Annotated in this window: 19 protein-coding genes; 5 read left to right on the forward strand and 14 right to left on the reverse strand. The window is 68.8% G+C overall.

The features are described from left to right. Window positions 1-175 precede the first annotated feature (175 nt). Window positions 176-505, forward strand: coding sequence for a helix-turn-helix transcriptional regulator (locus FXO18_RS03990; protein WP_235900426.1), 330 nt, complete (start codon window positions 176-178; stop codon window positions 503-505). Between the two features lie 6 nt (window positions 506-511). On the opposite strand, the gene meaB is transcribed toward FXO18_RS03990, so the two are convergent. From meaB to FXO18_RS04005, 3 genes are read right to left on the reverse strand one after another with little or no spacing between them, the layout of a single operon-like run. Further along, complete coding sequence (meaB, locus tag FXO18_RS03995) at window positions 512-1,489, reverse strand: methylmalonyl Co-A mutase-associated GTPase MeaB (protein WP_149359740.1); 978 nt, start codon at window positions 1,487-1,489, stop codon at window positions 512-514. Between the two features lie 2 nt (window positions 1,490-1,491). After that, window positions 1,492-3,768: a methylmalonyl-CoA mutase gene (gene scpA, locus FXO18_RS04000; protein ID WP_149359741.1), complete on the reverse strand. Its 2,277-nt coding sequence runs from the start codon at window positions 3,766-3,768 to the stop codon at window positions 1,492-1,494. Next, a complete protein-coding gene (locus FXO18_RS04005; protein WP_149359742.1) occupies window positions 3,765-5,657 on the reverse strand; it encodes a methylmalonyl-CoA mutase family protein in 1,893 nt (630 codons plus the stop codon). The genes scpA and FXO18_RS04005 overlap by 4 nt, the downstream gene beginning before the upstream one ends. A 182-nt stretch (window positions 5,658-5,839) precedes the next feature. On the opposite strand from FXO18_RS04005, the gene FXO18_RS04010 reads away from it, so the two are divergent. Together FXO18_RS04010 and FXO18_RS04015 are read left to right on the forward strand one after the other, a co-directional pair. Next, window positions 5,840-6,553 carry a TVP38/TMEM64 family protein gene (locus FXO18_RS04010; RefSeq protein ID WP_235900427.1) on the forward strand — a complete coding sequence of 238 codons (714 nt, stop codon included), beginning with the start codon at window positions 5,840-5,842 and terminating at the stop codon, window positions 6,551-6,553. Window positions 6,554-6,711: 158 nt separating this feature from the next. After that, a complete protein-coding gene (locus tag FXO18_RS04015) occupies window positions 6,712-8,205 on the forward strand; it encodes a flavin-containing monooxygenase (RefSeq protein WP_223114490.1) in 1,494 nt (497 codons plus the stop codon). Between the two features lie 203 nt (window positions 8,206-8,408). On the opposite strand, the gene FXO18_RS04020 is transcribed toward FXO18_RS04015, so the two are convergent. The 3 genes from FXO18_RS04020 to FXO18_RS04030 all read right to left on the reverse strand — a co-directional run bounded on the left by FXO18_RS04020 (window position 8,409) and on the right by FXO18_RS04030 (window position 10,910). After that, window positions 8,409-9,566: an SPFH domain-containing protein gene (locus FXO18_RS04020; RefSeq protein WP_149359745.1), complete on the reverse strand. Its 1,158-nt coding sequence runs from the start codon at window positions 9,564-9,566 to the stop codon at window positions 8,409-8,411. Continuing rightward, a complete protein-coding gene (locus FXO18_RS04025; protein WP_149359746.1) occupies window positions 9,566-9,997 on the reverse strand; it encodes an NfeD family protein in 432 nt (143 codons plus the stop codon). The genes FXO18_RS04020 and FXO18_RS04025 overlap by 1 nt, the downstream gene beginning before the upstream one ends. Window positions 9,998-10,154: 157 nt before the next feature. Further along, window positions 10,155-10,910, reverse strand: coding sequence for a DUF3097 domain-containing protein (locus FXO18_RS04030; RefSeq protein ID WP_407936433.1), 756 nt, complete (start codon window positions 10,908-10,910; stop codon window positions 10,155-10,157). 139 nt (window positions 10,911-11,049) lie between these two features. Here FXO18_RS04030 and FXO18_RS04035 point away from each other — a divergent pair, with 139 nt between their 5' ends. Continuing rightward, a complete protein-coding gene (locus FXO18_RS04035; RefSeq protein ID WP_149359748.1) occupies window positions 11,050-11,853 on the forward strand; it encodes a hypothetical protein in 804 nt (267 codons plus the stop codon). A 147-nt stretch (window positions 11,854-12,000) separates the two neighbouring features. Here FXO18_RS04035 and FXO18_RS04040 read toward each other — a convergent pair whose 3' ends face one another. The 3 genes from FXO18_RS04040 to fabG1 form a co-directional block, all read right to left on the reverse strand. After that, window positions 12,001-13,095: a ferrochelatase gene (locus tag FXO18_RS04040; RefSeq protein WP_149359749.1), complete on the reverse strand. Its 1,095-nt coding sequence runs from the start codon at window positions 13,093-13,095 to the stop codon at window positions 12,001-12,003. An 11-nt stretch (window positions 13,096-13,106) separates the two neighbouring features. Further along, window positions 13,107-13,898, reverse strand: coding sequence for an NADH-dependent enoyl-ACP reductase InhA (gene inhA / locus FXO18_RS04045; protein ID WP_149359750.1), 792 nt, complete (start codon window positions 13,896-13,898; stop codon window positions 13,107-13,109). Between the two features lie 67 nt (window positions 13,899-13,965). Beyond that, the gene (gene fabG1, locus FXO18_RS04050) at window positions 13,966-14,697 is read right to left on the reverse strand and encodes a 3-oxoacyl-ACP reductase FabG1 (RefSeq protein ID WP_149359751.1); all 732 of its coding nucleotides are present in this window, start codon (window positions 14,695-14,697) and stop codon (window positions 13,966-13,968) included. A gap of 141 nt (window positions 14,698-14,838) precedes the next feature. On the opposite strand from fabG1, the gene FXO18_RS04055 reads away from it, so the two are divergent. Then, a complete protein-coding gene (locus tag FXO18_RS04055; protein WP_149359752.1) occupies window positions 14,839-15,801 on the forward strand; it encodes a hypothetical protein in 963 nt (320 codons plus the stop codon). An 86-nt stretch (window positions 15,802-15,887) separates the two neighbouring features. Here FXO18_RS04055 and FXO18_RS04060 read toward each other — a convergent pair whose 3' ends face one another. The 5 genes from FXO18_RS04060 to FXO18_RS04080 form a co-directional block, all read right to left on the reverse strand. Beyond that, window positions 15,888-16,868 carry a VWA domain-containing protein gene (locus FXO18_RS04060; protein ID WP_149359753.1) on the reverse strand — a complete coding sequence of 327 codons (981 nt, stop codon included), beginning with the start codon at window positions 16,866-16,868 and terminating at the stop codon, window positions 15,888-15,890. Beyond that, window positions 16,865-17,863, reverse strand: coding sequence for a DUF58 domain-containing protein (locus FXO18_RS04065; protein ID WP_149359754.1), 999 nt, complete (start codon window positions 17,861-17,863; stop codon window positions 16,865-16,867). The genes FXO18_RS04060 and FXO18_RS04065 overlap by 4 nt, the downstream gene beginning before the upstream one ends. Window positions 17,864-17,885: 22 nt before the next feature. Next, complete coding sequence (locus tag FXO18_RS04070; RefSeq protein ID WP_149359755.1) at window positions 17,886-18,995, reverse strand: AAA family ATPase; 1,110 nt, start codon at window positions 18,993-18,995, stop codon at window positions 17,886-17,888. A 111-nt stretch (window positions 18,996-19,106) separates the two neighbouring features. Beyond that, entirely contained in the window at window positions 19,107-19,649 is a 543-nt protein-coding gene (locus FXO18_RS04075; protein ID WP_235900429.1) for a C40 family peptidase, read from the reverse strand. Window positions 19,650-19,941: 292 nt separating this feature from the next. Continuing rightward, window positions 19,942-20,397 (reverse strand): NlpC/P60 family protein, encoded by a 456-nt coding sequence (locus tag FXO18_RS04080; protein ID WP_328593328.1) that lies wholly within the window; start codon window positions 20,395-20,397, stop codon window positions 19,942-19,944. Between the last annotated feature and the right edge of the window lie 51 nt (window positions 20,398-20,448).

Consider the following 20,448-nt stretch of genomic DNA (forward strand, 5'->3'; position numbering starts at 1 on the left):
GCGAGCATGCCCGGCCACCTCCGCTCATCAGCGATGACGCTGTCATCTGCATCGATGTCATGAGTGGCTGTATTGACTTCGTATGGGCATTTCGTACACGCTTGAAGTCCGATTCGCCCGTGTTCGATAGTTGGGGGCAGATACCGCAGATCACCCTTCCCGGAAAGGCCTCGCGATGATGAGCCTCACCACCTTCCCCCCGGCCCAGCCTCACAACAACGAGCCCCAGGACAACAACGAGCCCTGCGACAACGAAGGCGTGGCCAACGGCGAGCGCCCCCGGCCAAGCTTGTCCAGCCGCGAGCAGGAGGTCCTCCTCGCCTGGATCAAGGCCGACACCAAGGACGAGGTGTGCAATGAGCTCAACGTCGCGATCGGCACGATCAATACGTATCTCGCCCGGGTGCGTTCCAAGTACGCGGCCGTCGGCCGCCCAGCCAGCACGAAGGCTGCGCTGCTCGCCCGCGTGCTGCAGGACGGCATGATCGACCTCGACGAGCTCTGAGGCTATTCAGGCCGTGCCGTCGAAGGCATCGAGGATGCGCTGCGCCCCGAGCGCCGCGGTCAGCTCGCCCCCGCGCACGGCGGATTCCACCTCGCCACGAATGCTCTTGACGTCCGGGTTCTCGGCGAGACGCTGGAGGAGCTGATCGTGCACCATCGTCCAGGTCCAGTCGACCTGTTGCTGGCTGCGCCTCTCGTCGAACACCCCGGCGTCGGTGAGGGTGCGGCGGTGGCGCTGCACGGTCTCCCAGAAGGTGTCGATGCCGGAGTCCTCGAGCGCGCTCATCGTCAGTACTGGTGGCTGCCAGAGCGAGCCGCGCGGGTGGATCAGGCGCATCGCACCGGCCAGCTCGCGCGCGGCCTTCCGCGCATCCCGCTCGTGCGGGCCATCCGCCTTGTTGACGGCGACGAGGTCCGCGAGCTCGAGGACGCCCTTCTTGATGCCCTGGAGCTGATCCCCGGTGCGGGCGAGGGTGAGGAAGGTGAAGCAGTCGACCATGTTGGCGACGGTGACCTCGGACTGCCCGACACCGACGGTCTCGACGAGGATGACGTCATAGCCAGCGGCCTCGACGAGCACCATGGTCTCGCGGGTGGCCTTGGCGACGCCACCGAGGGTCCCCGCCGTGGGCGAAGGACGGATGTAGGCGTCCGGCTCGACGGAGAGGCGGGCCATGCGGGTCTTGTCGCCGAGGATGGAGCCGCCCGTGCGGGTGGAGGAGGGATCCACCGCGAGGACCGCCACGCGGTGCCCCTTGCCGATGAGGTGCATGCCGAGGGCGTCGATGAACGTGGACTTGCCCACGCCGGGCACGCCGGTGATGCCGACGCGGTAAGCACTGCCCGAGCCTGGTAGCAGCTTCAGCAGGAGCTGCTGGGCCCGGTCGCGATGATCGCGGCGGGTGGATTCGACGAGGGTGATGGCGCGGGCGAGGTCGGCGCGCCGGCCTTCGCGGATGGCTTCGGCGAGTGCGTCGGCATCCATGCTCAGGCGGGCTCGCTCGTCCCGTGGCCGAGCTGGCTGGCGAGCTTGCCGAGCAGATCCACCGCGGCATCGGCGATGACCGTGCCGGGCGGGAAGATCGCGGCGGCACCAGCCTCGTGGAGCTCGTCGAAATCGCCGGGCGGGATCACTCCGCCCACGACGATCATGATGTCGGGCCGACCGACCGAGGCGAGGGCGTCGCGCAGCGCGGGCACGAGCGTGAGGTGCCCTGCCGCGAGCGAGGACACGCCAACGACATGCACGTCGTTGTCGGCGGCCTGCTGGGCGACCTCCTCGGGGGTCTGGAACAGCGGGCCCACATCGACATCGAAGCCGAGGTCGGCGAACGCGGTGGCGATAACCTTCTGGCCGCGATCGTGGCCGTCCTGGCCCATCTTCGCGACCAGCACGCGGGGACGGCGTCCCTCCTCCTCGGCGAACTGCTGCACGACCTCCATCGCCCGGGCCACATTGCTCACGTTGCCTGCCTCGTCCTTGTACACGCCACTGAGGGTGCGGATCTCGGCCTGGTGGCGGCCGAAAGCCTTCTCGAGCGCATCGGAGATCTCACCGACGGTGGCCTTCGCGCGGGCCGCTTCGATGGCGAGCGCGAGCAGGTTCATCTCGAGGCCCTCGCCCTCGCTGGGATGCCCAGCGGCGAAGGCCAGCTTGTCGAGGGCAGCCTGCACCGCGGCGGGGTCGCGATCAGCGCGGAGCTTCTCGAGCTTCTCGAGCTGCTCGCGGCGCACCCGCGAGTTCTCCACCTTGAGGACCTCGATGGGATGGTCCTCCGGCACCTGGTACTTGTTGACCCCGATCACTGGCTGGCGGCCGGAGTCGATGCGCGCCTGGGTGCGGGCCGCGGCCTCCTCGATGCGCAGCTTGGGAATGCCCTCGCTGATCGCCTGCGCCATGCCGCCGTGCTCGGCGACCTCGGCGATGTGGGCTCGTGCCTTCTTGGCGAGCTCGTGGGTGAGCCACTCGACGTAGTAGGAGCCGCCCCACGGATCGATCGGCCGGGTGGTGCCGGATTCCTGCTGCAGCAGCAGCTGGGTGTTGCGGGCGATGCGGGCGGAGAAGTCCGTCGGCAGGGCCAGTGCCTCGTCGAGAGCATTGGTGTGCAGCGACTGGGTGTGGCCCTGGGTCGCGGCCATCGCCTCGATGCAGGTGCGGGCCACGTTGTTGAACACGTCCTGGGCGGTCAGCGACCAGCCGGAGGTCTGCGAGTGGGTTCGCAGCGACAGTGACTTGGCGTTCTTCGCATCGAACCCGGCGACGAGCTCGCTCCACAGCAGCCGACCGGCACGCAGCTTGGCGACCTCCATGAAGAAGTTCATGCCGATGCCCCAGAAGAACGACAGGCGCGGCGCGAACGCATCCACATCGAGACCGGCGGCCATGCCTGCCTTGATGTACTCCACACCATCGGCGAGCGTGTAGGCGAGCTCGAGGTCCGCGGTCGCCCCGGCCTCCTGGATGTGATAGCCGGAGATGGAGATCGAGTTGAACCGTGGCATCCGCTGGCTGGTGAAGGCGAAGATGTCGGAGATGATCCGCATCGACGGCTGCGGCGGATAGATGTAGGTATTGCGGACCATGAACTCCTTGAGGATGTCGTTCTGGATGGTCCCGGCAAGCTTCTCCGGCGGCACGCCCTGCTCCTCGGCCGCCACCACATACAGCGCGAGGATCGGCAGCACCGCCCCGTTCATCGTCATCGATACCGACACGCTGCCGAGATCGATGCCATCGAACAGCTGGCGCATATCAAGGATCGAGTCGATCGCCACACCGGCCATGCCGACATCGCCCTGCACGCGGGGATGGTCAGAGTCATAGCCGCGGTGGGTGGCGAGGTCGAACGCCACCGAAAGGCCCTTCTGCCCGGCGGCGAGGTTTCGGCGGTAGAAGGCGTTGGACTCCGCAGCGGTGGAGAAGCCCGCGTACTGGCGGACCGTCCACGGCTGGTTGACATACATCGTCGGGTAGGGGCCGCGGATGTAGGGGGCGGACCCGGGCACGCTGTCGAGCGGGTACCCGTCAGCGACGGCCCCGTCACGGTCCTCCCGGGTGAACAGCGGCGGCACCGAGATCCCCTCGGGCGTGTGCCAGAGGACGTCCTCGGCGGTGTAGTTGTTCGCCCGCGCCGCCGCGGCCTCCTGCTCGCGCGCCTGCTCGGCGGTGGGCGCGGCGGTCGTCGCGGACGGGTCGCTCAGCGGGATGTCCTGGAACGACGGGAATCCCTCGGGAGCGCCTGGCGTGGTTGGTGTGCTGGTCACTGGACCCCCAGTCGGTCGAGCAGGTCCGCGAGCGCGCGGGCCGCGTCCATGCGGGCGGAGACGAACCCATCGGGCCGGGCATCATCGGGCAGGGTGTCATCAGGCAGGGAACGGGCCGAGCCCGCCACGAGCACCGTATCGATGCCGCTGCCGCGCAGGGCCTCGATCGCCCCGGCCGCCTCCGTGGCGTAGCGGGCGTCGGTGCCGCACACCACCGCGATGGTGGTGCCGGAGTCCTTCGCCGCGCCCGCGAGCTCGTCAAGGCTGATCGGCCCCGGATTGATGCCCTCGATGCCGCCGGCCGCGAGGAAGTTCATCACGAATGTCGTGCGCACGTTGTGCTCCGCGAGCGGCCCCACTGGCGCGAGAAGCACGCGCGGCCGCGAGCCGGTGCTGGCGAGGTAGGAATCGGAGCGGTCGCGAAGCGTCTCGAACGGAGCGGCGTAGCGTTGCACCTGGTCGCCGACCAGTGGCGTGCCCGAGCTGTCGTTGGTGGGCTTCTCCCCGAGATCGGGGAACTCGTTGACGCCGGTGATGCTCCAGCGCCGCTCCGCGACGGCCTTGTCGCGCGCAGCACGCGTGGAGGCGATCTGCTCGCCGAGCCAGCCGTCAGCGATGGTCGGCTCGAGGCCGCCGCGTCGCTCGATCTCCTGGAGGAACTCCCATGCGGAAGCCGCGATCGTGGCGGTGAGGCTCTCGACGAACCAGGATCCGGCGGCGGGATCGAGGACCCGGCCAAGGTTGGATTCCTCGAGCAGGAGCAACTGCGTGTTGCGTGCGATGCGCTGGGAGAACGCTTGGGAGACGCCCATCGCGCCGGGCGGCAGAGCGGCATCGAAGGGCTGGACGGTCACGAAGTCAGCGCCGCCCACGCCCGCGCCGAATGCCGCCACGGTGCCGCGGAGCATGTTCACCCAGGGATCCCGCTGCGTCATCATCGCTGCGGACGTCACGGCATGCTGGGGGGCGCCACCCGCCTCGGGCGCGCCGAGGACCTCGGCGATGCGGGCCCAGGCCTGCCGTGCCGCGCGCAGCTTCGCGATGGACTCGAACTGGTCATCGGTGACCGAGAAACGGAACTCGACCTGCGACAGCGCATCGGCGGCCGGCATGCCCGCTGCCATCATCGCCTGCACGTACGCGATGCCCGTCGCGCACGCGGCGCCGACCTCCTGCGTGCCCGATGCCCCAGCGTCGTGAAACACGGTCGCATCGATGAGAAAAGCACGAATCTGCTCGCTCCGCGCGAGCGCGGCCTGCGCCAGCGGTACCGCCGCGGCCATATCGATCGATTCGCGCGCAGCACCAGCGCTCCGGGCGAAAGCCGTGGACAGTGGCGCGGCACCAAGACTGATGCGTGCCGTGGCGCGATCGAACCGCTCATCGCGGCCACGCTCATCGAGCAGCGACAGCACCGCGTTGGCGGCGGTGGCCACCTCTGGCCCGGCGTCGAGCATCACCGGGGCCAGATCGAGATAGACCCCGTCGAGGACGCGCGCCAGGGAATCGACCGTGATGGCTCCCTTGCCGATGACCAGCCACAACGCGGAGGCGCCGTTCTCCAGCGCGCCCACCACGTCGTCATGCACGGAGGAGCTGGAACCGTCGAACCGGCAGGTGATGTGCCAGCCGCGGTTGGTATCGCGATGCGGATCGACGCCCCGCACGAATGGGTGGCTGCCCGGCAGCGGCGGCTCGGGGAACTCGTCAGCGCTGGTGTAGAGCGGCCGGATCCCGAAGCCGTCCAGCGTCGCAGTGACGAGGTGATCGTCCGGAGTGGCGCCGAAGTCCGCGGCGTCCTTGCGCTGTGCCTTGGCGAGCACTGCCGCGACCCCGCGCCGCCAGGACGCGAGATCCGGGCCCGCCTTCGCTGCATCGTCGACCGTCATTGTTGAGAGTCTAGTGCGCGGTGGGTTCCGCATCGCAGCCCGCCTCTCGACGTGTCTCCCGCATCGTGTTACTCCCCATGACCGTGATGTGACATTTCCGACGATCCGGCGCAAAATCGCTGCTCACGATACCGCTGTTAACTATCCGCCACGTAAGGTTGACTGTCATGGAGAGCAGTAGCGTGACCACGCCCCCGGGGAGCGACAGCACCCCGGGCGATGCTGCTGCCCCGCCAGCCCGCATCCCCAGGGTGCGCGCCGCGCTCGCCGCCGTCCTGCTGATCACCGCAGTGGCCGCCTACATGATCGCGCCCACGCCGTCCGTCGCCGAGATGCGCGAATGGGCCGACGACCTCGGCCCCTGGTTCCTCGCGCTGTTCGCTGTCGTGAACCTCGTCGCGATCCTGTTCCCCATCCCCCGCACCATCTTCACCGTCACCGGCGGCGTGCTGTTCGGCGTGGTGAACGGCATCGTGCTGTCGATCGCGGTCGGCACGATCGCTGCGGTCATCTCACTGCTCGCCGTGCGCTCCATCGCCCGCGACTACATCCAGCAACGCATCTCGCTGCGCGAGTTCCACGAGGTCAACGAGCGCCTCGCCCGCCGCGGCTGGCTCGCCGTGGCATCGCTGCGCCTGATCGCTCCGCTGCCGTTCTCCGTCGTCAACTACGCGTGCGGCCTCTCCTCGATCCGGATGACCCCGTTCGCCCTCGCCACGATCATCGGCATGGTCCCGGGCACCACCGGAGTCATCCTCCTCGCAGACGCGATGACCGGATCCACCAACCCCATCCTGCTGCTTGTCTCGCTCTGCCTCATCGGCCTCGGGGTCCTCGGCCTGCTCATCGACGCGCGCACGGCCCCGCCGCTGCCCGAGGCGGCCGCGGCTTCCTGAGATCGATCCCTTCCGAGGCCATCGGCAGCTGATCGGTTGCCCAACGACCCCGGGCGCAAGCATTCCTCCGGGCACTTCGCTCGCCAATCCATGCACGTGCCACCGCCTTATCACCGACACTGGAACGAGGCACCCACGCGCAGGGAAAGGCACACATCGTGAGCACAACCAGCCCCGGCGGCGCACCGCTGCCACCGCACGCGACCGTCCTCATCGCCGGAGGCGGCTTCTCCGGGCTCGGCGCCGCCATCAAGCTGATGCAGGAAGGCATTACCGACATCATCGTGCTCGAGAAGGCCAGCGACGTCGGCGGCACCTGGCAGGCCAACTCCTACCCCGGCTGCGCGTGCGACGTCCCCTCGGTGCTGTACTCCTACTCGTTCGCGCAGAACCCCGATTGGAGCAGCAGCTTCTCGCCCCAGCCGGAGATCTACGCCTACCTCCAGCGCGTCGCCCGGCAGTTCGGCGTCATGGACAAGGTCCGGCTCGGCACGGCACTCGAGGACGCAGCCTGGGATGACACGACGAAGCGCTGGCGATTCAGCACCAGCGCGGGCGCGATGACCGCCGATGTGTTCATCAATGCCACCGGCCCCCTCTCCGAGGTCGCCATCCCCGAGATACCCGGCACCGACGACTTCGCCGGGGAGATGTTCCACTCCGCGCAGTGGAACCACGACTACGACCTGCGCGGCAAGCGCGTCGCCGTCATCGGCACCGGCGCCTCCGCCATCCAGTTCGTGCCCGAGATCCAGCCCGACGTCGAGAGCATGGTGCTTTTCCAGCGCACCGCGCCGTGGATCCTCCCCCGCCGCGACCGCACCTTCTCCTCCCTCGAGAAGTCCCTGTTCAAGCGCGTGCCAGCGTTCCAGCGGCTCGCCCGCTACACCACCTACTGGTACCGCGAGAGCTACGTCATCGGCTTCACCCAGATCCGGCCCGCGCTGCGCATCGCCGAAGCGCTCGGCCGGTGGAACATCCGCCGCCAGGTCCGCGACAAGCAGCTCCGCGAGAAGCTCACCCCGGACTTCCAGCTCGGCTGCAAGCGCGTCCTGATGTCCAACACCTACTACAAGGCCATCGACGCTGATAACAGCGACGTCAACACCAGCGGCATCATGCGCATCACCGAGGACTCCGTCATCGCCGGCGACGGCACCGAGCATCCCGTGGACTGCATCATCTGGGGCACCGGGTTCCACGTCTCCGACACCGCCATCGCCCAGCACGTCCGCGGCCGCGACGGGCAGACCCTCGAGGACGCCTGGCACGGCAGCCCCGAGGCCTACCTCGGTATCACCGTCAACGGGTTCCCCAACTACTTCCACATGGTCGGCCCCAACACCGGGCTCGGCCACAGCTCCATCGTGTTCATCATCGAGGCACAGCTGCGCTACATCCTCGACGCCATCAAGCAGCTCCGGGAGAAGAACCTCGCCACGCTCGAGCCACTGCCCGAGGCGCAGGACGAATGGATCGACCTCGTGCAGAAGAAGTCGCAGGGCACCGTGTGGCTCGAGGGCGGCTGCAACAGCTGGTACATCGATGCCAAGGGCCGCAACTCCACCCTCTGGCCCGGGTACACCTTCACCTACCGCAAGCTCACCGCCAAGGCCGATCCGGAGAAGCACCTCGCCGAGGCACGGGTGTAGGGCTCCGGCTGGGCGTGGCGGCTGGAGCGTGGCGGCTGGGCTCGATTCAAAATCTGCTAGCTAATGTCACGCTGGGGCGATCGTGTCTCGGCGTGTCGAGTGACATTGGCTAGCAGATTTGCGGACGCATCACGCGCAGAGCCAGCTGGGCATCCTGATTCGATGCGACCAGCTGGCTCTGCCTACTAGCAGTCGTGCCCGGGCTACTCCTTCGGGGGCACCGAGAGCCCGGGGATCCCGCCGCTGAGCTCGGTCAGGCTCCCGGCAACGGACTTCTGTGCCTCCGCCTCCGCGGCCCGCACCGCAGCGGTGATCTCCGGATCGGTCGTGGTGTCGAACCAGTCCTCGATGCCCTCGGCGTCGTCCTCGGGGTTCGGCAGGTTGTCCTCCACGGGGCTCGGCTCGAAGCGGAACACCCCATCCTTGCCGGGCGCCCCGAGCTGCTTCGCGAACGCCTGCAGGGTGGCGTTGTAGTCGCTCGGCACTACCCACACCTTGTTGGCATCGCCCTTGGCCATCTCCGGCAGCGTCTGCAGGTAGCGGAACGCGAGCAGCTCCGGGGTGGGGCGGGCCTTCTTGATCGCCGCGAAGGTCTTCTCGATCGCCTTCGCCTCGCCCTGTGCCCGCAAGTACGCGGCAGCACGATCACCCTGGGCGCGCAGGATCATCGACTGGCGCTCGCCCTCGGCATCGAGGATCGAGGCCTGCTTCTGGCCCTCCGCCTGGAGGATCCGTGCCTGCTTGTCGCCCTCGGCGGTGCGGATCGCTGATTCGCGATGCCCCTCGGCAGTGAGGATGGTCGCGCGCTTCTCGCGATCGGCCTTCATCTGCTTCTCCATCGACTCCTGCACCGACGGCGGCGGATCGATCGATCGCAGCTCCACGCCGCCGACCTTCAGGCCCCAGCCGGAGGTCTTCTCGTCGAGAGCGCCACTGAGCTGCTGGTTGATCACATCACGCGAGGTGAGCGTCTCCTCCAGGGTCATCCCGCCGACCACATTGCGCAGCGTGGTGGTGGTGAGCTGCTCGACACCACCGATGTAGTTGTTGATGCCATACACCGCCGCCGAGGGATCAGTGACCCGGAAGTACACGACCGTATCGATCATCAACCGCAAGTTGTCCTTGGTGATGGCGGACTGCGGCGGGAACGACACCACCTGCTCGCGCGTGTCCACCCGCGCCCGGATCCTGTCGGCGAACGGAATGAGGAAGGTCAGCCCGGAGATGGTGCGGGTGTACTTGCCGAACCGCTCGACGACGGCGGCCTCGGCCTGCGGGATCAGCGCCACCGACTTCGCGAGCAGCACCACCGCCAGCAGGACGAGGACAAGAACGACAGCAAGAAGAGTGGCTTCCATCAGAGTTGCCTCCAAACGATGGCGGTGGAGCCCGTGATCTGGGCGACGTGCACTTGCGTGCCGGGCGGATAGGACTCCGTCGGGTCGAGCGGGCGCGCGGTCCAGAGGTCACCGGACAACCGGACCTGCCCGCTCGTTGCAGTGATCTCCTGCGTGACGGTCGCCGAGCGGCCCTCGAGCTCGGCCGCTGTGCCCTCGACCGACGGCTCCGAATGCAGCTTGCGCACCAGGAGGGGGCGGACGATGCCGAGCAAGGCCAGCGAGCTGCCCAGGAACACCGCCGCATCGACCCACAGCGGGAAGTCCGTCACAGCGCTGAAGCCAGCAGTAGCGAGAGCACCGCCCGCGAGCATCAGCAGGAAGAACTCACCAACGACAAGCTCGGCGAGCGCGAGGAGCGCAGCACCGATGAACCAGAGAAGTGCGGTCACACTCTCCATCTAAGTGGTGGTCGACCGATCCAGCAACCGCTGGAGCCGTGCGGGTTGGCGGGGAATGCGCGAATGTGCGAAGAACGATCGACCGTGGCGAAAATCCTGTCGTATATTGCACACTCGCCGACAACGACACGCCAGCGGCAGGCCGGGCCTACTCCCCGGTGTCGGTGACGAAGTCCACGAGCCGCTCAACAGCTCCGATCAGGTCGGACTCGAGATCGCGGAACGAGCTGACCGAGGATCGCACGTGGATCCAGCCGTCCTGCGGCGTGCCCCAGCCAAGCGTGTCGCAGATGCCGGTCTTCCAGTCCTGCCCCATGGGAATCACCGGCCACTCCTTGATACCCACAGCCCGCGGACGCACCGCCTGCCAGATATCGACGAAAGGGTGCCCAGTGACCATCACGTGTGGCCCAAGGTTCTGGGTGAGCCGCGCTTCCTTCGATCCCGACACCAAGTGATCGACGAGCACGCCGACCTTTCGACCCGGCCCGGGACCGAACTCCGCGAGCCGCTCACCAAGATTGTCCAGCCCGCTCAGTGGCTCCACGACAACACCCTCGATGCGCAGGTCATGGCCCCACACCTTCTGGACGAGCTCCGCGTCGTGCACGCCCTCCACCCAGATGCGGCTCGCGCGCGCCGTCCGGGCCCGCACGTTCTCCACCCGCACCGAGCCCGAAGCCGTGCGCCGGGGCCCCGCCGGGGTAGTCGCCACAGGACGGGTGAGGGTGACGCGGCGCCCCTCGAACAAGAACCCGCCCTCGCGCAACCGGAACAGCCGCGTGCAGCGTGCCGCGTCCTCGAGGCGAACGAAATCGCCATCGTAGGTGCGCTCGAACCCGACGATCGCGCCACAGTATCCCGTCACTGGATCCTCGACGACCAAGCCCTTCTCGGCAGGCATCGTGGGGTGCTCCGGCTTCCTCCGGCGCGCGTGGCCGGCCAGGATGTCTCCCGCGTATCTGTTGTCCACCACGACGCCACACGCTAGCGGCAGAGCGGGAAATGGTGGAGGCTGCCACGCCGATCTATGCTGGTTTGTCATGTCCTGCCCCAGCGCTTCCCTAGCCGTGTGGGCGTCGCACTGGCTTGCCGGTGGCGCCGCCCCCGATGACGTCGTGGATGCGCTGCACCTGTGGGCACCCCTGCATTTCGTCACCGCGGGCGAGCGGGTGGCCGGCGAGAGGCTCGCGGGACCCCCCGTGGCCGAGGAGTGGTTCGACGAGTCCGATGGCTCGGTTGTGCACCTGCTCCGCATGATGCGCACTGTCGGCGGCCGGTTCGCCGTGGCCCTGCCCGTGCCCGGCGACGTGCGGGGCATCCCAGCAGGCAGCGACCTCGCCACCGCCGCGCTCGATGCCGGCGAGGCAGTACTCATTGACGCGCCCGGTGGCACCTTCGGCCTTGTGCCCGCCGAAGCCGGGGACGAGGCACTCACATGGACGGTTTACCCGACCGCCCCAGGTATCCCTCACGCGGACGCCATGCCCCTCGGCGAGGCCGAGTACCTGCTGCGGCAAGCCACCCGCGAAGCGGCATCCGCGCTCGCCACGATGCAGTTCACCGATCTCGCCGGGCCGCGGGAGGTCCGCCCGCTCATTGTCGAGGCCCTCGCGGACCTGTCGATGCATCGCTTTCCCGACGCCATCCCGCCACGGGCGGCCCGCGTGCTCGACACTGCCAACGAAGTGGACGCCATCCTCCGTGTCGCCGGAGAGCACGGAGCGCTCGAGTCGCTGTCGGCCACCGGGATCGCGCATCGTGACGAAGTCCTGCGCCCTCTGCTCGACACCGTGCGCCAGGCCCGCATCGCGGCATTCACCGCGTGCGTCGCCCCGCCACGGTAGGTTCCCTCGGCCTGGGTTCGGGTTGGCCCGGCGCTGCCCCGCCTCCGCCAGGCCGGAAGTGTGCAGTTCTGCACCCCGCTGGGCGCTTGGGAGGGTGCAAAAGCTCACACAACCGGCTGGGCCGGCAACCGGCAGTCCGACACGCCCCTATGACGCGCGCCCGCTAGCAGCATCACCACCGCGCACAGGCCGCGCGGGCATCTCGCAGCAGCCCACCGCGCAGGGTGCACCGTTGCTGGTGGAGCCTCGCGAGGGGGCGCTGCCGCAGCGGATTGGCTCGCGACCGCCCAAGGCCTCGTCGATGAGGTCGGCGATCATGGTGGTGAATCGCTCGTCGGTGCCGGGGGTGGCGGCGCGGGCGAGGGCGATGCCGAGCTTGTCGGCGGTCTCGCGGGCCTCGGTGTCGAGGTCCCACACCACCTCGAGGTGGTCGGAGACGAATCCGACGGGGCAGATGATGATGGCGGTCTCGCCGCGCGCAGCGAGTGACTCGGTGTGGTCGCAGATGTCGGGCTCGAGCCAGGGGATGCGTGCGGGGCCGGAGCGCGACTGCCACACTACGTCGAACTCGTTGTAGCCGACTGCTTCGGCGCACAGCGCGGCGGCCTCGTGGACTTGCCGGCTGTAGAGATGGCCGCCTTCCTCGGGCAGCCCAGCGGCCGCGTCGGCGCTCTCGGGAACGGAGTGGGCGGTGAACACCAGGCGCGCTGCGTCCCTCACCCCCGCGGGAAGCTCGTCGCGGGCGGCGCGGATGGCGTCGGCGAATGCCTCGATGAGCAGCGGGTGGTCGTAGTAGTGCCGCAGCTTGACCAGCTCGATCCCGGGGCCAGCCGCAGCGAGGGCGCGGGCGATGTCCTCGTGGTATTGCCGGCAGCCGGAGTAGCCGCCCCATGCCGAGGTGGGGAACACCAGCGCCCGCTGCACGCCGTCCTCGGCCATGCGGGCGACGGCGTCCTCGGCGAGCGGGTGCCAATTGCGGTTGCCGAAGTACACCGGCAGGTCCTGCCCGCGCCGCGCGAGCTCGCGCTCCACCTGGGTGATGATGTCGCGGTTGAGGGCGTTGATCGGTGAGACGCCGCCGAAGTGCAGGTAGTGCTGCTCCACCTCGTCGAGGCGCTCGGGGGGCACGTTGCGGCCGCGCGTCACGTTCTCGAGGAACGGGCGCACGTCCGCGGGCTGCTCGGGCCCGCCGAAGGAGAGGTAGAGCAAGGCATCGAAGTGCCCTGCGGAGGAATCTTCCATGCCCACCAGTATCAGAATGCCTGGGTGCTCGCGCCACCATCGACGTAGATCACGGTGCCGGTGGTCTTGGGCAGCCAGTCCGACAGCACGGCGCACACGGTCTGCGCGACAGGGGTGGGGTCGTCGGCGTCCCAGCCGAGGGGGGCGCGCTCGTCCCACTTCTCGTTGATCTGCCGGATCTCCTCGCCCGCGCCGGTGGCGGTCCCAGCGATGGCCTTGGCCGCGAGGGTGCGGATGGGCCCGGCGGCGACGAGGTTGGAGCGGATGCCCAGGGGGCCGAGCTCGCGCGCGACGTAGCGGTTGATCGATTCGAGGGCGGCCTTGGCAACGCCCATCCAGTTGTAGAACGGCATCGCGTTGCGCGGGTCGAAGTCCATGCCAACGATGGAGCCGCCGGGCTGCATCAGCGGCTGCACGGCCTTGGCGAGCGAGGCGTAGGAGTAGGCGGATACCTCGGTGGCGACAGCGACGTCCTTCCATGGCGCGTCGAGGAAGGGGCTGCCCAGGCAGGATGGCGGCGCGAAGCCGATGGAGTGCACCACGCCGTCGAGGCCGTCGACATGCTCGCGCACGCGGTCGGCGAGGGTGGCGAGATGCTCGTCGTTCTGCACGTCGAGCTCGATGACCGGCGCGGGCTTGGGGAGGCGCTGCGCGATCCGCTCGATCAGCCGCATGCGTGCGAACCCGGTGAGGATCACCTCCGCGCCCTGCTCCTGCGCTGCCTTGGCGACGTGGAACGCGATCGACGAATCGGTGATCACTCCGGTGATCAGTAGGCGCTTGCCTGCGAGCAGACCGCTCATGTGTACCTCCAGGTAGGGAAAGATAATGGTTGCCGGGCCGAGGGGCCCGCGCGCTAGCCGGGCTGGCTCAGTGCCCCATGCCGAGGCCACCGTCGACGGGGATCACGGCACCGGATACGTAGCGCGCATCGTCGGAGGCGAGCCAGCTCACCACTCCAGCGACTTCCTCGGGCTGCCCGGCGCGCGCCAGCGGTACCGCACCGGTGATCATCTTCTTGTGATCATCGGCGAGTTCGGCGGTCATGTCGGTCTCGATGAAGCCTGGCGCCACGACGTTCGCGGTGATGCTGCGGGAGCCTAGCTCGCGGGTGAGCGACCGGGCCATGCCGATCACTCCGGCCTTGGAGGCCGCGTAGTTGACCTGGCCCGGTCCACCGGCGAGGCCCACCACGGAGCCGAGGAAGATGAACCGGCCGAACCTCGCGCGCAGCATGGATCGTGTGGCGCGCTTCGCGACGCGGAACGCGCCTGTCAGGTTCGCGTTGATGACTCGCTCGAACTGCTCGTCGCTCATCCGCATCAGCAGGGTGTCGTCGGTGATGCCCGCATTCGCCACGAGCACCTCCACGGGACCCTGGTGCTGCTCGACCTCGGTGAACGCGGCGTCCACGGACGCGGTGTCGGTCACATCGCACTGCACCCCGAACAGGCCGTCCGGCACGCCCGAGCCGCGGTGGGTGACCGCTACTTTGTGGCCGTCCGCTTGCAGGCGGCGCGCGATCGCGAGGCCGATACCGCGATTGCCCCCCGTCACGAGTACGGAGCGCGCGACAAAACCCGTCGATGAATCACTAGACATGCCTGCCAACCTATCCCCTCGCCCGCGCGCGCGTGCCGCCGGCGCGCGAATTCGCCCCTCCCGCTACCCCGGATTCTTGTCAGAGCCGAGGTCGACAATGAGGTCATAGAGAGCGTGGGCTTGCAAGAAAGCTGGTGGGTCATGGAGCGGTCCAAGCGTTCCCCGGCTGCGGGACTAGCGCGCAGGAGCCAGGAGGCCATCGGCGCGATCGTGCTGCTGCTCCTGACGACCACGATCATCGCGATGGGAGCGGGCGCGACGAGCGAATGCGTGCCTGTCCGGGAGCAGGACTTGCCGGGCCTGCTGGCGGTGTCGATGCGCGTCGGCACGAGCAATGGAGTGGTCGTGGACGCTGCCGGATCGGCTGGTGCGCCCCCGAGGGTGCTGCGGGTTGACGGCATGACGTATGTGCTGGCGGACGCGCCCTTGCGCGCGTGGCGACCAGATGCGTTAGCAGGTCTGCGCCGAGGTGGCCTTGCCCGCGCGGGGGATGTCCTGGACTTGCCCGGTGGATCCAGCACGGCGCCGACCCTGCTTGACCCGCATCGTATCGTCCGCGTCGTGCGGCAAGAAGTGCCGTCTCGCGGGGATTTCTGGGCGTATGAGGTCCGGCCGGTATCGATGAGCGAGGCGTTCGATGAGCTCATGGTGTCGGTCGGTCTCGATGAGGGCGCGGTGCGGGCGGCGATGCCGATGCTGGATCGGGTCAATCCGTTCCTCGATGGGTGCGTGACGGTCGTTGGGTCCACTCCGGCTGTTTCCGGCGCATTCGATGGGGCCACGCTCTCGGTGCGCGAGCTCGATGCACGGTTCGACCTGGTTCGCGGTGTCTCTCGTGTCGACGTGCTGGTGAGCAGCGAGTGCGCGAACTGCGGTGCGCTAGCCGTGCCGCTGGACGGCGGCCCGGACATGTCGTTGCGGATACTGCCTGGTGGCAGTGGTGCGGACCGCGAGCCGGGACGCCAAGCGCGCTCAGGCGCCGATCCATCGCTCGCATGGTCGCGCGCTGTGGTGGAAGTCTCGATCGGGAGCCTGTTGACCGTCGTGTCCGGGGGTGAGGCTGCCCGGCCGGCTGGTTCAGCGGACAAGCTCGACGACGCCTAGTGCTGTTGACGGCCCGCTTCGGTCTGAGCAGCGCGTCTCGCGCCCCGCGAACCGCCACCCTTGAGCCACAGCCTGTGCCGACCGGCTCAGGGGATGCGGCGGCTGACGACGAGCGCGATGCCACCGGCGATAGCGATGAACAGGGTGCCAAGGATCAGCCACGGCTGGCTGGCGTCGCCGCGGCGGATCTCGTAGCCAATCTGGGACTCGAGGGTCTCGTAGACCGCGGCGAGCTCCTCCTGCGTGGCCGCGGCGTAGAACTCGCCGCCACTGATCGCGGCGATGTCCTGCATCGATGCCTCGTCCACGGGCACTGGGATGACCTGGTCCTCGATGACGACGGATCCGATCATGGTGCCGAACGAGATGGTCGAGACGGGGATATCGCGCTCGCCGGAGAGCCGGGCCGCGGTGAACGCGCCGCGGGGCGCGTCGAGGTCGGCGGGCACGGTTTGCTTGCCGTCGGAGATCAGCACGATATGTGCCGGGGGCGGCTCGTCCTCGCCGGGGATGATCGCGGCGATGCTCTCGATGGCCTGCAGCGAGGTGAAGATCGCTTCTCCGGTGGCGGTGCGCTCGGAGAGCTCGAGCCGATCGATGGCGCTGGTCACCGGGGCCCTGTCCGTGGTGGGCGGGACGAGCACTGATGCGGTTCCGGCATAGCTGACGAGGCCCAGGTTGAGTCCTTCGGGCAGGCCCTCGGCGAAGTCGATGGCGGCTTCCTGCGCGGCGACGAGCCTGGACGGCGTGACATCGGTGGCCTCCATGGACAAGGAGGTGTCGATGGCGAGGATGACGGTGGCCCGGTCGCGCGGCACACGCTGCTCCTTCGTCGGGGAGGCGAGCGCGACGGTGAGCAGGGCGAGCCCGACGAGCATCAGCACCGCCGGGATGTGCCGCTCGGCGTGGGGCCGCCGGGGGGCGACGGTATCGAGCAGCGCGAGGTTGGTGAACTTCATGATATTGCGCTGGCGGGCGCGCAGCGCGATCACATAGCCCACGACGAGGGCAGCGATGACGAGGAGGAAGAGCAGCCACCAGGGGCTGGTGAATCCGGTGAGGCTCATAGCGAGCCTCCTGGCGGACGGCGGGCAGCACCAGCGGCGGGCGCGGAGAACTGGTAGCGCCGTGCGGCGACGAACCGCACGATGTCGGCGATCCAGTCACTGTCGGTGCGCAGGGTCAGCCGCGGGCAGCCGCAGCGGCGCAGAGCGGTCTCGACGGCGGCGCGCTGCTGCTCGGCAGCAAGGGCGAAGTCGCGGCGGATTCGGCGCGAGGTGACGATCTCGCGGGTCTCGCCCGATTCCGGGTCCTGCAGCACGACATGCCCCACGTCGGGCAGGGAGAGGTCGCGGGGATCGATGACCTCGATGGCGAGCAGGTCATGGCGGTGCGAGACAGCCCGCAAGGAACGTTCCCAGTCGATGGGGCCAAGGAAATCACTGATGATGACGGCGAGGCCGCGGCGACGGGGCGGGCGGCGCAGGGAATCGATGACGGAGTCGAGGCTGCCGCGGGTGCCCGAGGGCGCGCGCGGGGTGGTGGCGATGCGTCGCAGCAGTACCTGGCGGTGGTGCAGGCCTGATCTCGCGGGGATGCGCGTGGTGGTGGCTCCGTTGGAGACGAGCGCGCCGATGCGGTTGGCTCCTCCGCCCGTGAGGTAGGTGACCGCGGCGGAGGCCGCGACCGCGAGGTCCCGTTTCTCGCTCCCGGCGGTGCCGAAGTCGAGGCTGGCGGAGAGGTCGAGCACGATCCAGCTCTCGAGCTCGCGGTCGGCGACGGTCTGCCGCACGTGCGGGTGGGTGGTGCGGGCGGTGACGGACCAGTCCATCTGCCGGACGTCGTCCCCGGGCTCGTAGGGGCGCGCGTCGCCAGGCTCGGAGCCGGGGCCCGGGATGAGGCCGAGGTGCTCGCCGTGGAGGATGCCGTCGAGCTTGCGCTTGACGGTGAGCTCCAGGGTGCGCAGGGCCGCGGCGAGCCGGGGGTCGCGGAGCTCGCCGCGCGCGAACGACGGCGGGGCGGGATGCTGGCCGTGCTGATCGCCGGAGGAAGGCGTGTCCATCAAAGTCCTCGTGGCTGCCGGTTCACGGGCGGGCGGACGGTGGCTGCGCGGACGGTTGCTGGGTCATCGCGGGCTGGCCAGGAACCTGCTGCGAGGTGACCTGGGGCAGACCGACGGTGTGCAGCACGCGGTCGATGATCGTCTCGGTGGTGATGTCGTCCGCGAGGGCATCGAAGCTCAGGACGAGCCGGTGGCGCAGCACATCGGGGATGATCTCGACGACATCCTGGGGGATGACGTAGTCGCGGCCGCGCAGGAGGGCAAGGGCTCGCGCTGCCGCGATGATGCCGAGGGTGGCGCGGGGTGATGCGCCGTAGGCGAGCCAGCTCGCGACGTCATCGAGGCCGAGAGAGCGCGGGTCGCGGGTCGCGGTGATGACGCGAACGACGTAGTCGATGAGCGCATGGTGGACGAAGACGTTGCTCGCCGAGCGCTGCAGCCGAATGACCTTCTCGGGATCGAGGATCTGGCGCGCGGTCGGGGTGGTGACGCCCATCCGGTAGACGATCTCCCGCTCCTCCTCGACCGATGGGTAGTCGACGAGGACCTTGAACAGGAAGCGGTCGCGCTGCGCCTCGGGGAGCGGGTACACGCCCTCGCTCTCGATGGGGTTCTGGGTGGCGAGCACGAGGAAGGGCTCGGGCACGGGGAAGCGCTTGCCACCGATGGAGACGTGATGCTCGGCCATCACCTCGAGCAGAGCCGATTGCACCTTGGCGGGCGCGCGGTTGATCTCGTCGGCGAGGACGAAGTTCGCCACGACCGGGCCGAGCTCGGTATCGAACTGCTCGCGGCCCTGGCGATAGATGCGGGTACCGATGAGGTCGGTGGGCACGAGGTCCGGGGTGAACTGCACGCGCGAGAAGCTGCCACCGATGACGGTCGAGAGGGTCGAGACCGCCAGGGTCTTGGCGACGCCGGGAACGCCCTCGAGGAGGACGTGGCCCTTGGCCAGCATCCCGACGAGGAGCCGCTCGACGAGCCTGTCCTGGCCCACGATGACGCGCTTGACCTCGTGCGCCGCGCGCTCGAGGAGCTGCGCGTCCTCGCGCGCCGAAGCCGCGCTGGGCCCTGCATCCGCCCCGGTCGGCGCGCGCCCGTCGTCCCGGTTGCCTGTCTGCTCGAACGTCACTGTCGATGACCACCGTTGTCGCTCGTGCCGGGCTGGGCCCGGCGTGTCCAGTACTCCGAACCACTATTGCAGGTTCGGCCGGGGAATGCCCGCGCCCTGGGCGCCTGGGGCTCAGATCATGCGGACAGCGAACGGCAGGAGCCCGGCGCGGTCGAGGGGCGCGATGCGAACGTGGCCCCCCGAGTAGGGCGCCTCGAGGACGGTTCCGTCGCCGAGATAGAGGGCCACGTGGTCGCGTCCACCATCCCCCCAGAACAGCATGTCGCCGCGCTGGGCCGCCCCGACCGGCACGCGCGGCCCGGCGTGAAGCATGTGACCGCTGTAGCGAGGCAATCGCACCTCGGCTCCGGCGAAGGAATACACCATCAGCCCCGAGCAGTCGAAGCCGATCTTCTCGAAGTCGCCGTGCGCATCCGCGATGCCTCCGTCGCGCACGCCGGGACCCGGTCCGTGCGCTCCCCCGCCGCCCCAGGCATAGGGAATGCCGAGCTGGCCGCGCGCGCGGTCGATGACTGCCTCGATCCGCTGGGCACGCTCGGGCGAGGACCACGGGTCGGAGACCTCGATCGCCGACAGCTCCGGCGAAGGGTTGGCCGCAGCGCTGGCTGCCGCCGGTCCCGCGAGGACCAGCGCGGCGGCCATGACGGCGGGCAATGCTCGAGGGAAAGCTGGCGCATGCCGTGTCGCACCATTGTCAGGGCATTGTCGGGGCATCCGCGGCTTCCATTCGTCACGATTCCGGGTATCGCGCTCGGAACAGGGACAGACCTGGTTGCCAGGCCTGCCGTGAGCCGCGCACTGTCGCAGCCGAGGCTAGGAGTCCGGCGCCCGGCGCGATCACTGATTCATCGAGTCGTATCGAAGCCGAAACAATGACATGGTGATTTACGCCGTCGACATGCGCTGATCGCAACCAATCCGCAACTTCGCCCTGGACGAGCCCGCCCTAGACGAACCGCACCGCGACGGGCTGGATTCCGGACCAGTTGATGGGCGCAATACGCACGGTGGCGCCCGAGAAGGGTGATTCGATGACCATTCCGTTGCCGATGTAGAGGGCGGCGTGGTGACTGCCGCCGGGGCCATAGAACAGCACATCACCAGGCTTGCGCTGCGCGAGCGGCACCTGCGTTCCAGCCCGGAAGATGGCACCACTCGTCCGCGGGAGGAAGACCCCGGCGCCAGCGAAGGAATAGACGAGCAGGCCCGAGCAGTCGAAACCAATCTTGTTGAAGTCGCCATGCCGATCCGCCACGCCACCATCCCGGATGCCGCGCGTGGGGCCATGGATATTGCCGCCACCCCACGCGTAGGGCACGCCGACCTGGGATCGGGCACGATCGATGACCATCTGCGCGCGGGTCAGCGAGACAGGTGGATCCTCGACGACCGGTGGGGTCACTGGCTTCTCGGCAGCAGGAGTCTCGGGTGGCGCCAGCGGAACCTGCGGCGC

This window comes from Lolliginicoccus suaedae, assembly GCF_008312885.1.
Lineage (GTDB): Bacteria > Actinomycetota > Actinomycetes > Mycobacteriales > Mycobacteriaceae > Lolliginicoccus > Lolliginicoccus suaedae.

Bases quoted from the DNA above. Each gene is read 5' to 3' on its own strand.
- FXO18_RS04005 (WP_149359742.1), bottom strand. From the start codon at position 5,657: ATGACGGTCGACGATGCAGCGAAGGCGGGCCCGGATCTCGCGTCCTGG.
- FXO18_RS04030 (WP_407936433.1), bottom strand. From the start codon at position 10,910: ATGCCTGCCGAGAAGGGCTTGGTCGTCGAGGATCCAGTGACGGGATAC.
- fabG1 (WP_149359751.1), bottom strand. From the start codon at position 14,697: ATGTCTAGTGATTCATCGACGGGTTTTGTCGCGCGCTCCGTACTCGTG.
- FXO18_RS04055 (WP_149359752.1), top strand. From the start codon at position 14,839: ATGGAGCGGTCCAAGCGTTCCCCGGCTGCGGGACTAGCGCGCAGGAGC.
- meaB (WP_149359740.1), bottom strand. From the start codon at position 1,489: ATGGATGCCGACGCACTCGCCGAAGCCATCCGCGAAGGCCGGCGCGCC.
- FXO18_RS04040 (WP_149359749.1), bottom strand. From the start codon at position 13,095: ATGGAAGATTCCTCCGCAGGGCACTTCGATGCCTTGCTCTACCTCTCC.
- FXO18_RS04035 (WP_149359748.1), top strand. From the start codon at position 11,050: ATGTCCTGCCCCAGCGCTTCCCTAGCCGTGTGGGCGTCGCACTGGCTT.
- FXO18_RS04060 (WP_149359753.1), bottom strand. From the start codon at position 16,868: ATGAGCCTCACCGGATTCACCAGCCCCTGGTGGCTGCTCTTCCTCCTC.
- inhA (WP_149359750.1), bottom strand. From the start codon at position 13,898: ATGAGCGGTCTGCTCGCAGGCAAGCGCCTACTGATCACCGGAGTGATC.
- FXO18_RS04065 (WP_149359754.1), bottom strand. From the start codon at position 17,863: ATGGACACGCCTTCCTCCGGCGATCAGCACGGCCAGCATCCCGCCCCG.
- FXO18_RS03990 (WP_235900426.1), top strand. From the start codon at position 176: ATGATGAGCCTCACCACCTTCCCCCCGGCCCAGCCTCACAACAACGAG.
- FXO18_RS04020 (WP_149359745.1), bottom strand. From the start codon at position 9,566: ATGGAAGCCACTCTTCTTGCTGTCGTTCTTGTCCTCGTCCTGCTGGCG.